The sequence below is a fragment of the Wolbachia endosymbiont (group B) of Dolichovespula media genome, assembly GCF_947179505.1.
Taxonomy (GTDB): Bacteria; Pseudomonadota; Alphaproteobacteria; order Rickettsiales; family Anaplasmataceae; genus Wolbachia.
The window spans coordinates 387,277-399,501 of record NZ_CAMXBR010000003.1; the positions used below are offsets into that span (position 1 = coordinate 387,277).

9 protein-coding genes are annotated in these 12,225 nt (G+C 35.9%); 6 read left to right on the forward strand and 3 right to left on the reverse strand.

The annotated features are described in order from the left end of the window. Positions 1–36: 36 nt before the first annotated feature. Entirely contained in the window at positions 37–3,207 is a 3,171-nt protein-coding gene (gene ileS / locus OM967_RS04400) for an isoleucine--tRNA ligase (protein ID WP_264337686.1), read from the reverse strand. Between the two features lie 138 nt (positions 3,208–3,345). Between ileS and OM967_RS04405 the strand changes: the two genes are divergently transcribed. Continuing rightward, the gene (locus OM967_RS04405; protein WP_246433244.1) at positions 3,346–3,579 is read left to right on the forward strand and encodes a hypothetical protein; all 234 of its coding nucleotides are present in this window, start codon (positions 3,346–3,348) and stop codon (positions 3,577–3,579) included. Between the two features lie 63 nt (positions 3,580–3,642). Here the strand turns inward: OM967_RS04405 and miaB are convergent, their stop codons facing one another. Next, positions 3,643–4,959: a tRNA (N6-isopentenyl adenosine(37)-C2)-methylthiotransferase MiaB gene (miaB, locus tag OM967_RS04410; RefSeq protein WP_264337687.1), complete on the reverse strand. Its 1,317-nt coding sequence runs from the start codon at positions 4,957–4,959 to the stop codon at positions 3,643–3,645. A 659-nt stretch (positions 4,960–5,618) separates the two neighbouring features. Here miaB and recJ point away from each other — a divergent pair. Beyond that, positions 5,619–7,358: a single-stranded-DNA-specific exonuclease RecJ gene (recJ, locus tag OM967_RS04415; RefSeq protein WP_264337688.1), complete on the forward strand. Its 1,740-nt coding sequence runs from the start codon at positions 5,619–5,621 to the stop codon at positions 7,356–7,358. An 18-nt stretch (positions 7,359–7,376) separates the two neighbouring features. Here recJ and OM967_RS04420 read toward each other — a convergent pair whose 3' ends face one another. Next, positions 7,377–8,549, reverse strand: coding sequence for an NADH-quinone oxidoreductase subunit D (locus OM967_RS04420; protein WP_211908599.1), 1,173 nt, complete (start codon positions 8,547–8,549; stop codon positions 7,377–7,379). A gap of 264 nt (positions 8,550–8,813) precedes the next feature. On the opposite strand from OM967_RS04420, the gene OM967_RS04425 reads away from it, so the two are divergent. The 4 genes from OM967_RS04425 (at position 8,814) to OM967_RS04440 (ending at position 12,177) form a co-directional block, all read left to right on the forward strand. Next, positions 8,814–9,335 carry a cytochrome b gene (locus tag OM967_RS04425; protein ID WP_211908601.1) on the forward strand — a complete coding sequence of 174 codons (522 nt, stop codon included), beginning with the start codon at positions 8,814–8,816 and terminating at the stop codon, positions 9,333–9,335. 5 nt (positions 9,336–9,340) lie between these two features. Beyond that, on the forward strand, positions 9,341–10,336 hold the full coding sequence (locus OM967_RS04430; RefSeq protein ID WP_211908603.1) for an NAD(P)H-dependent flavin oxidoreductase: 996 nt from the start codon (positions 9,341–9,343) through the stop codon (positions 10,334–10,336). A gap of 132 nt (positions 10,337–10,468) precedes the next feature. Then, the gene (locus OM967_RS04435) at positions 10,469–11,707 is read left to right on the forward strand and encodes a DUF350 domain-containing protein (RefSeq protein ID WP_264337689.1); all 1,239 of its coding nucleotides are present in this window, start codon (positions 10,469–10,471) and stop codon (positions 11,705–11,707) included. Positions 11,708–11,811: 104 nt separating this feature from the next. Continuing rightward, positions 11,812–12,177, forward strand: coding sequence for a hypothetical protein (locus tag OM967_RS04440; RefSeq protein WP_211908607.1), 366 nt, complete (start codon positions 11,812–11,814; stop codon positions 12,175–12,177). Positions 12,178–12,225 lie beyond the last annotated feature (48 nt).

Below are 12,225 nucleotides of genomic sequence, written 5' to 3' on the forward strand. Positions count from 1 at the left end.
CCTACTTAAAGTAATTTAAGTATAGCATAAACATTACTAACTTTGCAACTTTATTAACTTAATACCAACTGTCAAACCTTGGTATTCCTTAGAATAGAAATCGGCCTCGATCTCTTTATTAGTGTCCAAAGATAAGGCAAGGGTCTGCTCTTTTATATACTCATCCCACCTGTTTATTGCCTCTTTAACTTTCTCATCTTCTGCTTTGATTATTACTCTGATTCTATCTGATATATAAAAATCAGCCTGTTTTCTAGTTTCTTGAATAAGCCTCACAATATCTCTTGCCAGCCCTTCTAGAATTAGTTCATTATTTAATTCAGTATTTAGAATAACAACTCCTTTGTTATTATCAAACACAGCAGAATATTCACTGTTTGCTTTTAATAATAGTTCATATTCACCTTTTTCCATAGTATAGCTCTCTGTTTCATCCCCCAGAAATATTTGCTCATTCTCAACTTGCTTCCACTTTCCTTCCTTAACGTATTGAACTAGTTTCTTGATTTTGTCTGGAACTTTTCTTCCAAGCACAGGAAAATTTAATTTTAACTCTAGTGATGCAACCTCTTTCAATTCACTTACTATTTCTAGTTCTTTTACATTCACCTCATCTCTTACTATCTCTTGATATTCATCTTCAAGAAAATTGCAGGAAGACTTATGATAAATAGTCATGCTACCAAGTGGCTGCCTTATACGTATGTTAAACATGTTTCTAATAGAGAGTGCAGCATTACATATTTCCCTTACCAAATCCATATTGGCAATGAGTTCACTATTATATCTATCTAATTGTGGAAAATCAGCCAAATGAACAGATGTTTCTTTATACTTCAGCCCCTGCCATATAGTCTCTGTTATAAGTGGCAACAAAGGAGCTGCAGCCCGTAGTATGTAATAAAAAACTGTGTACAGAACATTATAAGCGTCGGTTTTATCTTGATCTAAGTCACTTTTCCAAAAACGCTCGCGACTGCGACGAATATACCAATTATTTAGCACTTCAAAAAAATCTGTCAAGATTTTGCAAGCTTCCTGAGAGTTATAGTTGTTCATAGAAGCTCGCATACCTTCCACAGCTTCAAAACATTTTGAAATCATGTAGCAATCAATAGTATTCTGATAATCCCTACAAATCTCAGCTTTAATTCCATCTGCATTTGCATACATAGTAAAAAAGTGATAACTGTTCCAAATAGGTTTTATTACGTTTTTCAGAACATCACGCACTAAATTTCCTTCTTTGTCGAGTAGTAAATTACCACCGCAGACAATGGAACCAGACAGCATAAGAAAACGCAGCGCATCAGAACCATATTTGTCAAACACTTCCATTGGGTCCGCATAATTATTCAGACGTTTGGATAATTTCTGCCCTTTCACATCAAGAACCACACCGTGGCATATGCAGTTCTTAAATGGCTCACTGTCAAATAAAGCAGTGGAAAGCACAAAAAGCGTATAGAACCATCCTCTTGTTTGTGCTATATATTCAGTGATAAAATCCGCAGGGAAATTTTTCTCGAACCATTCTTTATTTTCAAACGGATAGTGAACTTGCGCGAACGGCATCGAGCCAGACTCAAACCAACAATCAAACACATCAGGCACACGACGCATAACTGATTTTCCTGTTGGATCATCAGGATTTGGTCTCGTCAAAGTATCGATAAACGGTCTGTGCAAGTCATCTATCTTAACATTAAAGTCTCGCTCTAGTTCTGCTATTGAGCCATACACATCCACTCTTGGATATTTTGCATCGTCTGATTTCCACACAGGAATTGGAGTACCCCAGAATCGATTGCGTGAAATAGACCAGTCGTGCGCTCCTTCAAGCCATTTTCCAAATTGACCATCTCTTATATGATTTGGCATCCAATTAACTCTCTTATTTAGCTCTGTCATTCTTCCCTTAAATTTTGTCACAGCAACATACCAAGAAGGCATAGTGCGGTAGATTAAAGGAGTGTCAGTTCTCCAGCAGTGTGGATAATTGTGAATATATTGCTCAGTTTTAAACCAGCTCCCCTGCCTTTTTAATTTCTTGATTACTGTATCATTGGCATCAAAAACATGAACTCCTGCCAAATCTGAAACTTCAGTAGTAAATTTTCCAGCGTTATCAACTGGACAAACAGCTCGAATATCATGGCTTTGGCAAAGGTAAAAATCTTCTTCACCAAATCCAGGAGCAGTGTGCACAACACCAGTACCATCTTCTGCTGTAACATAATCAGCAATGAAAACACGGAACGCATTCTTTGTATCTTTAAAGTAATCAAACAGTGGTCTATAAGGAAGACCTGCAAGATCACTTGCTTTAAGTTTTATATTACAGTTTTCATATTGAATATTGCTTTGTTCACAGTGGCTGACAAATTTCTCTAAATAACTTTCAGCAAAGATGCAAACTTCACCATTTACTAACACCATACAATACTCAATATCCTCCCCTACTGCCAGTGCGAGGTTGCTTGGCAACGTCCAAGGGGTTGTAGTCCAAGCAAGCAACTTACATTTTTGTTTAAATTGCTTTGGGTTTTCTAAAAGTTCAAACGCAACAGTTACAGCCTTGCTAGCTTTTTCTCTATAAGCATTATCTAGTCTTGTTTCAAAATTAGAGAGTGGAGTTTCGCACGCCCAGCTATAGGGAACAACGCGTATTGATTCATACACCAGACCTTTATCATAAAGCTGCTTAAATGCCCACATGACCGACTCCATGAATGACTTATCCATAGTCTTATAGTCATTGTGAAAATCTACCCATCTTGCTTGTCTATTTACATACTTCTCCCATTCTGATGAAAATTTCATCACAGAAGTACGGCAATGATTATTGAATTTTTCAATGCCAAACTTCTCTATCTCAGTTCTACCAGATATTCCAAGTTCCTTTTCTGCACCCATCTCAGCTGGTAAGCCATGGCAATCCCAACCAAATCTACGTTCAACCCTTTTTTGCAGCATAGTTTGATATCTTGCAAATGCATCTTTTATAAAACCAGTAAGCAAGTGTCCGTAATGCGGAAGTCCATTTGCAAACGGAGGCCCATCATAAAATACAAAACAATGACCCTTGGAACGTTTCTTGACTGACTGCTCAAAAATTTTATTTTCCTGCCAAAATTTTATGATTTCCTTTTCTAGCAATGAAAAATCAGGACTGCTGCTTGTATCAGGATAATACTTCATATTCATTTTAACTGGATAAAATCAAAGAATATAGAGCTTTCTGGAAAATTACAAATTCAAAAACTCTGTTTCTATAAACATAGATAGGTATTGACATCATTATACAACATATTAATTCATTAGACTTATTTATTGAGGTTGAAGATGAATAAAGACAATAGAAGTTGGCCTTATCATAAATTTCATGATGCTAACAAAAATAATAGTAAAAGTAGCTTTATTTGGAAATCGCTTTCTTATGAATACAACAATTCTGGAGAGATTGAGAGAATACGCTATCAGTGGGAAAAGAAAAAAAATCCCGCGAATCTATTATATCAAGTCTCATATGATTGCGTAACAGAGAGCTGTAGTCCTTTAAGGATTAAATCTAGATAGCTTATAAACTTATAAAACACACAAAGTACTTCTACATGAGACCATGGGAGCACTTTTCTCTAATTAGGCAGCGCATCCCAACAAACTATTTTGCCGAGCTTCCAATATCCTTACATTTACTATTTTATCTTTGTATTTATCGTCATGATCATCAACGCATACTGATTGCATGTATGGGCTTTTACCAATAATTTGATTTTGGTGTTTACCTTTTTTATCACTGAATAGAACAGGAATAGTTTTTCCTATCATACTCTGATTAAATTCAAGTTGTTGCTTGCTAATTAATTCCTGTAACCGAAGAAGACGCTCTGTTTTAACCTCTTCTGGTACTTGATCTTTTCTTTCCGCCCCTGGCGTTCCTGGCCTTGGGCTATATTTAAAACTATAAGCCTGAGCGTACTTTACTTTTTCTACTAACTTCATAGTTTCCTCAAAATCTTTTTCAGTTTCTCCAGGAAAACCAACAATAAAATCAGAAGAAAATTCGATTTCAGGTTTCAATTTGCGAAATCTGTCTATTATTTCCAAATACTCCTCTGCAGTGTGTTTCCTGTTCATTGCATGCAATATTTTATTCGAACCTGACTGCACAGGTAGGTGAACAAACGGCATGAGTTTTGGCTCTTCCGCATGCACCAAGTAGAGAGATTCGTGCATATCTCTTGGATGAGAAGTTGTGTAGCGGATTCTTTCTAGGTTTTCAATTTTAGCAATGTGACTAATTAATTTTCCTAAATCCCAGACCTCTTCTTCGCACTCTCCATGATAAGCATTAACATTTTGACCGAGCAAATTGATTTCCCTTGCCCCATTTGCAACTAACTTCAATATTTCACGGAATATTTCATTTACTGGTCGTGAATACTCAGCCCCGCGAGTGTAAGGCACCACACAAAACGTACAAAATTTATCACAACCTTCTTGTATGGCAAGAAACGCAGAAGACCCCTGGCTATTGCCATAACATTCATCCGGCAATTTATCAAACTTTGCAACTTCAAGAAAGTCAGTATTTATTATATGACCTTTACTTCTACTTGCTTTGACTATCAATTCCGGTAAAGCAGCGATACTCTGTGGACCAACAACAATATCAACAAAAGGAGCTCTTTTGAATACCTCTTCCCCTTCTGCTTGCGCTACACATCCAGCCACTACTATGGTCCTTTCTTTTCTTGACGAATGAATTCTTCCAAGCTCTGAATAAAGCTTTTCTGCTGCCTTTTCTCTAATATGACAAGTATTCAATATCACCAAATCAGCTTGTTCTACATCACTAACAACGTTGAATCCTAGAGGCTTAACTATATTCTCCATTAAAATGGAGTCATAAACGTTCATCTGACAGCCGTAAGTTTTAATGTATAGGCCTTTCATATTTAAAATTCTTCACACAAATTCTAGCAAATTATACGAAAAACTGAATTCTAGTACAACAGCCAATAAAGATTGCTTGACAAACCTTCTCGCTTTCCTTACCCTAACAGTAGAGGTATTTTAAGAGCTCAAAAATCTATCTCTGTCTGCAGGCTTTTCAGTCAATTTCTCAATAAAAAGTGTAGCGTATCTTCTTCAGTGTATACTGTAGTATGTGCGCTGTATTTTTTTTCTAATCTTTCAGGGGGATTTTATGTCCAGAATTCCAGATACTTGACCTTTATTCTTAAGCTAAAAACCGATTGGTACCTATGGTTTTTATAAAGAAAGTGCAAAAAATACTTTAAAGAATATGAAATAAAGGTAGAAAAGGTTTGAGTAACCAAAAACTGTTTCCAGGCATAAATTTGCGATGCATACTTAAAAAGTAATTACATTAATATAATGTTCACACTTATATGCCAATATAGATATAATACTAATTAAAGAGCATGTTATGCAAGAAGAAGTATTAGATTTTACAGATGCTCTTTGTCAAAATAAATGTGATTCCTTTCGAGTGACACTCTCTTATATCCTTCTTTAGGTTATACAGAAGTCTAACACAATTATAGAACAAGCTTAAAAGTTCTGGTAAAGTAGTTTTATTTATAAAGAGCATGCTACTTGATATTGAAAAACGCAGCATAACAAATGCACTGTGGAAGTTACAAGAAGCAGATCAAAGGGAGATTTTTACTCTTATACAGAGATTTGAGTTGCCAGAAATATTAGCAAGAATATTAGTTGCTCGTGGTGTTAACATAGAAAATGCACATGACTTCTTACACCCACTAATCAGATCGCTATTACCAGATCCCTTTCACCTCCTTGATATGGATAAAGCTGTTTCTCGCATAATAAAAGCAATAAACAATAATGAGAATATTGCAATATTTGGTGATTACGATGTTGATGGTGCAACGTCATCAGCATTGATTAATAGATACCTAAGAGCGATTGGGACACACTCTATAATCTATATTCCAGATCGTGTTGATGAGGGCTATGGATTGAACACAGATGCTTTATTACAACTTAAAAAGAATGGTATTGATTTATGTATTTCTGTTGATTGCGGTACGCTTGCATATCAACCAATAGAAGAGGCAAGGATTTTTGGACTTGATATTATAGTTATCGATCATCACCTTGGTATAGAAAAATTACCAAGTGCTGTAGCAGTTGTTAATCCCAACCGCCTTGATGAGAGCTCTCCTTATAATAACTTAGCAGCAGTTGGAGTGTCATTTCTGCTAATTGTTGCTCTTAACAGAAGCCTACGTGAGCAAGGATTTTTTACCAACAAAAAAGAACCAGATTTATTTGATCTACTGGATTTGGTTGCTCTTGGAACTGTTTGCGATGTTATGCAGATTACAGGCCTAAATAGGGCTTTTGTTTTACAAGGATTAAAAGTTATGTCAGCAAGAAAAAATGTTGGCTTACGTGTTTTGTTTGACGCTTTGGGAATCCTTGAAAAACCAAGTGTTTCACGATTAGGGTTTAGTATTGGGCCATGTATAAATGCCGGAGGAAGAATTGGAGAAGCATCGCTCGGTGCAAGGTTGCTTTCCACTGATGATGAAAAAAAGGCGCATTCAATCGCGCTAAAACTAATAGATTTGAATAATGCAAGAAAAATGCTAGAAAATGAGGCTATTTTGGAAGCTACAACACAAGCGGAAAATTTTGCCCACTTAGGTGTAAATTTTATAATGGTAAGTGGTAATTGGCACCAGGGAATAATTGGTATCATTGCATCAAGACTAAAAGAGCAGTTTCACTTACCAACGATAGTGATATCTTTAAACAATGGAATAGGAAAAGCAAGCTGTAGGTCAATTTCTGGAGTAGATATTGGTGCTGCGGTTCTTTCTGCAAAATTTACCAACCTAATCATTGAAGGTGGTGGTCACAGTATGGCAGCAGGATTTTCGATTGAAGAAGATAAAATAAGTGATCTACATGATTTTTTTACTGAAAGATTTGCAAACTCTACAAATGACAAAATCATAAAAGCCGATGGCATAGTAACAGCTAAAGCAATAAACTTATCCCTTTGGAATCAATTGCAACGCTTAGAGCCATTTGGTGTTGGCAATCCTGAACCGAGATTCATCATTCAAGGAGCAAAGATAAGAAAGCCGGAAGTTATAGGAGTTGACCATATAAAATGTTTTATTGCTGACGATAATGTTATGGTCAAAGCTATTGCGTTTAGCTGTGCAAATACTGAGCTTGGCTCTGCTATTATGCAGGGTAATGTTAAAGCCATTTTGGGTAAAATCTCTATGAATTACTGGAATGGCAATGAATTTATACAATTTATGATAGAAGATGTCTTAACCATTAGTTAAGTTACTATTTTACAATAATTACCTATCAATCTCACCAAAGACTATGTCGAGTGAACCGATAATTGCTGCAATGTCAGCAAGCATGTGTCCTTTTGCCATGAAATCTAAGGCCTGTAAATGCGCAAAGCCAGGTGCTCTTATTCGACATCTATAAGGTCTATTGGTACCATCTGAAACTATATATACTCCAAACTCACCTTTTGGCGCTTCAACAGCTACGTAAGCCTCACCCTCTGGCACGTGATATCCTTCTGAATAAAGCTTAAAATGATGAATCATAGCTTCCATGGATTCTTTCATTTCCGCTCTTGGCGGTGGAGAAATTTTTCTATCTTCAGTTTTTATTGGCCCTTCAGGTATCTTCTCTATGCATTGCTTCACCAAGCTGATAGATTGCCTAATCTCCGCCATTCTTACTAAATAACGGTCATAACAGTCACCATTTTGACCGATTGGTATATCAAAATCTAACTGATCATATATCTCATATGGCTGGCTTTTTCGCAAGTCCCAAGCAAGTCCAGCAGCACGGAGCATTGGTCCAGTAAAGCCCCAATCAAGCGCCTGTTTTATTGATATTTCACTAATTCCTACAGTGCGTTGCTTCCATATCCTATTTTCTGTTAGAAGCTCATCAACATCATCTATATACCTTGGAAATTGCTCTATAAATTTTGCAATATCTTCAATCAAACCTTCTGGGATATCTGCTGCAAGTCCACCTGGCCTTATATAAGCTGCGTGAAATCTTGCACCTGAGGCCCTTTCATAGAACTCGAGTATTTTTTCTCTCTCTTCAAAGAGCCATAAAAGAGGAGTCATCGCCCCAACATCAAGTGCTTGGGAAGAGATATTTAGTAAATGATTTAGTATTCTTGTCAGCTCACAAAATAGAACACGCAAATATTTTGCCCTAATCGGAACTTCGCACTGCAATAATTTTTCTACACATAACGAATATGCATGCTCTTGTGACATTGGTGACACATAATCAAGGCGGTCAAAATAAGGCAGAGCTTGAAGATACGTTTTATGTTCTATTAACTTCTCAGTGCCGCGATGCAAAAGTCCAATGTGGGGATCTGCCCTCTCGATCACTTCACCATCCATTTCTAAAACAAGACGTAGCACCCCATGTGCAGCTGGGTGCTGAGGGCCAAAGTTTAGCATCATTGTCTTTAGATCTGGCATGTTTGGAAGTTTAAGATATTAAAATTGTATAGGGTAAAATGTGCTTAAAGTCAATAGGCTTCTTGTACAAGCTATAACTCATCGTTACAATAGAAAAACTCTCAAAAACTTCACCACTTCTTCATGATCTGATAGACAATGTTTATGTGTCACATACAATTATTGCACTTATGTTGATCAAGGCAGCGAAATTATGTATAGATAATTTTGATTGAGAAATAGTTTTTCTACTATATAAATTCTACTTTAGAGTAATCAAAATTAATGAAAAACAATAAATATAGTTTAGGCTTAAGGATCATTCATTGGTTAATGTCTGCTCTTATTATTGGTATGCTTTATTCTGGACTGTACATGAAAAGTTTGCCGATTAGCAGTGAAATTAAATTCAGCATATACGCTATTCATAAGGCTTGTGGTATCACCGTTTTTGGATTAATTATAGTACGTATATTTTTTCGTGTCTTTACTTATGTTCCTCAATTACCGGCAAGTTTTTCTCGGTTCGTAATTAATGCGAGCAAAACGATACACTTTGGTTTGTATTTTTTGATGGTGCTAATGCCATTATCTGGTTATGTCATGTCTTCTGCTTCTAGTAAAGAGATCAAATATTTTGTTCATATCCCTTTGTTAATCAATGAAAACAAAGAGCTAGCTAGTGCAGCTAATCAGCTACATTCGATGCTTGCATATCTTATGATAGTCTTTATAACCTTGCATATACTTGGTGCTTTAAAACACACATTTATAGATAAACAAAACATTTTTAAACGTATGATATAGGCTATATGTTGAGCAACCTTTGGAAGAAAGGAACGAATTTTCTCGGTAGTGAGTTTGCAGTAATGGGTGGTGCTATGAGCTGGGTTTCAGAGAGAAATTTAGTTTCAGCAATCTCAAATGCCGGTGGTTTTGGTGTAATTGCATGTGGTGCAATGTTTCCAGACTTACTGAAAAAAGAAATCATAGAGACACAGAAATTAACTCATAAGCCATTTGGTGTCAATCTAATTACTATGCACCCAAATTTGAGTGAGTTAATAGATATATGCATTGAAACAAAAGTAAGCCATGTAGTTCTTGCTGGCGGATTACCAACAAAACCTAATATAGCAAAAATCAAGAATGCAGGCATTAAAGTTATGTGCTTTGCACCAGCATTAAGCCTTGCGAAAAGGTTAGTAAACATGGGAGTAGATGCGTTAATAATAGAAGGTATGGAAGCAGGAGGACATATCGGTCCTGTTAGCACTTCTGTTCTCGCACAAGAGATATTACCTCATTTTAAAAATGAGAAAACACCGGTGTTTGTTGCAGGTGGAATAGGAAGAGGCGAAATGATAGTGAACTACCTAGAAATGGGAGCAAGTGGCTGTCAAATAGGTACATTATTTGTCTGCACGAATGAGTCAATCGCTCACAAAAATTTTAAAGAAGTATTCATCAAATCAGCTGCGCGTAATGCTGTATCTTCTGTGCAGATTAGTGCTGATTTCCCTGTAATTCCAGTAAGAGCTATAGCCAACAAAGCAAGTGATGATTTTATGAAGCATCAAAGAGACATTATCGATAAATATCAAAATGGAGAAATCTCAAAAGAAGAGGGGCAACTTGAAATAGAAAAGTTCTGGGCTGGAGCTTTAAGAAGAGCAGTAATTGATGGAGATGTTGAAACAGGATCTTTAATGGCTGGTCAAAGTGTTGTCATGGTTGATAGAGAAAAGCCTGTAAAAGAAGTAATAGATATACTAGTTCAACAGGCAAGCAATTATGTTGAAATGTAAAATCAGTAATCAGCAAAGAAAATAGTTAGCAAATTGCTATAATTATCTGCAATAAGGCATAACTGCCCAGTTTTAATGTAAAATTAACGCTAAAGAGGTATTCATACATTTTGTTATGTATGGAGAAATGTTATGCTAAGTCGTTTTGCAAAACATCAGAAGAGTAAAGAAGATATTAATCAACAATTGTACAATGCTATATACAAAAAGGTCACAAAAAAAACACATAATAATGAAAGTCCAAAAAAGGGAGATGGAACTATCGCAAAATGCATAGAGTTGTTCAACAAAGGAGCTGCTCCCAACGTATTAATTGAATTAGAAAAGTCATTGAGAAAACAAGAAAAATATTATAATTATTACACCGAGAAATTTCTTCCAGAATTGGAAAAAGAAGTAATGGGATCAGAAGTCGGACTTCCAGTATTTAAGAATGAAATAGAACAATCACAAGGATCACCAACAAGAAGAGGAAAAATATTAGGAATAATTTCAAGGATTACTAATAAAAGTAGTGACAAAAATCATTCTAGTAGCGTTATTCAAAATCAAAAAGATAGACAAGGTAATGCTATGGAACTATTTAACAAACAAAGTCTTTCTGGTGAAGTTGAAATTCCCAAAAATTCAGGTATTAATCCTCTGGAAAAGGATTCTTTAGCTAAGGGTGTAAGTGGAAAAGGAACCCCTGGAATATATAATCCCTTGAGAAGTTCAGGTTGTTATGGTGCTTTAACAACTCCTACATCAGAACAATTGCAAGCAAGAGGTCCTGTAGAAGTGCCAAGCGGTGCAAATACTTCTAAACTCAGTAGTAGTAGTGATTTAGATAGTGGAATAAATTCATCTAGCTTGGCATCAAGTAGCAGAAGGAACAGCTTAACTTCAGTAACAAGCATTTCATCTGAGGAAAGTGTACACTTAAAATTAAACCCTGCTGAGGAAGATAATAGTTTGCAACTAGAAGATGAAGGAAAAACAAAATTAGCACATCCGAACAAAACAAGGCCCAAAGGCCCAAGCGGCAGAATATCCCCTTCTAAACATTATAAGAAGACTGAAGAAGGGCCTCATTGTGTGATCTCAGTGACAGGCAGTAAGGTAAAAGATACAATGCAATCCAATAATTATAAAAATAGTAGTAAAAACAAAAATCTTCACGTCGCACTTGTAACAAGTTCTGCTCTCTTAGCAATAGGGTGCATTGTTGCAGGAGCAATGACATCAGGATTAGTAGGAGCAGGACTGTTTGTGGTGGCTGCAGTGTTTGCTACAGCAGCTGCTGCTGAATTTTGTTCAAATATTCTGTCAAGTAAATTGACATCCATTAGTGTGAGTCCTCTTGTTGATAATAAAGAGCTAACACGGTGATAAAAGTTAAATATGAGTTACTTATGGTGAGCAAGTGAATTCGGTTCTTGCCTATTGATGTAAAAATTGTTACATTTGAGGAGTATCTTAAAGGTATTTAGCTGATGCATATTCAATTGGGTAGAGTTTTTGCTATTGTAGCCCTGTTAAGTTTTATCTTCATGTCATGTTCTAGCAAAGCAAGTGATGAATTGAAAAATATACCAGGAACGTTGAAAGAACTTATTTCTTCATTTTCAGTTAAAGATACTGTAGAAAATATGAGTCCCTCAACAATTATAGGTTTATGTATAGCTACAGTGATACTTGCAGTAGTGTTCAGAGGCCTAATTCTTTTCATGATAATATTTGGCGTACTGATCATGATGTTTGGAAGCACAGAAAAGGCAACAGATTACCTGAAAGAAAAATTCAACTTTGCAAAGGACATACAGTTACAATCCAATAACAAAAAAGAAGATAAGGATTAAGTAAGATAGATGATTCTTTATTATCTTTTTATTGAATACGCATGATAT

Coding starts and splice junctions, on each gene's coding strand:
- OM967_RS04420 (WP_211908599.1), bottom strand. CDS start 8,549: ATGCCAGATCTAAAGACAATGATGCTAAACTTTGGCCCTCAGCACCCA.
- OM967_RS04435 (WP_264337689.1), top strand. CDS start 10,469: ATGCTAAGTCGTTTTGCAAAACATCAGAAGAGTAAAGAAGATATTAAT.
- ileS (WP_264337686.1), bottom strand. CDS start 3,207: ATGAATATGAAGTATTATCCTGATACAAGCAGCAGTCCTGATTTTTCA.
- OM967_RS04440 (WP_211908607.1), top strand. CDS start 11,812: ATGCATATTCAATTGGGTAGAGTTTTTGCTATTGTAGCCCTGTTAAGT.
- OM967_RS04405 (WP_246433244.1), top strand. CDS start 3,346: ATGAATAAAGACAATAGAAGTTGGCCTTATCATAAATTTCATGATGCT.
- OM967_RS04430 (WP_211908603.1), top strand. CDS start 9,341: ATGTTGAGCAACCTTTGGAAGAAAGGAACGAATTTTCTCGGTAGTGAG.
- miaB (WP_264337687.1), bottom strand. CDS start 4,959: ATGAAAGGCCTATACATTAAAACTTACGGCTGTCAGATGAACGTTTAT.
- recJ (WP_264337688.1), top strand. CDS start 5,619: ATGCTACTTGATATTGAAAAACGCAGCATAACAAATGCACTGTGGAAG.
- OM967_RS04425 (WP_211908601.1), top strand. CDS start 8,814: ATGAAAAACAATAAATATAGTTTAGGCTTAAGGATCATTCATTGGTTA.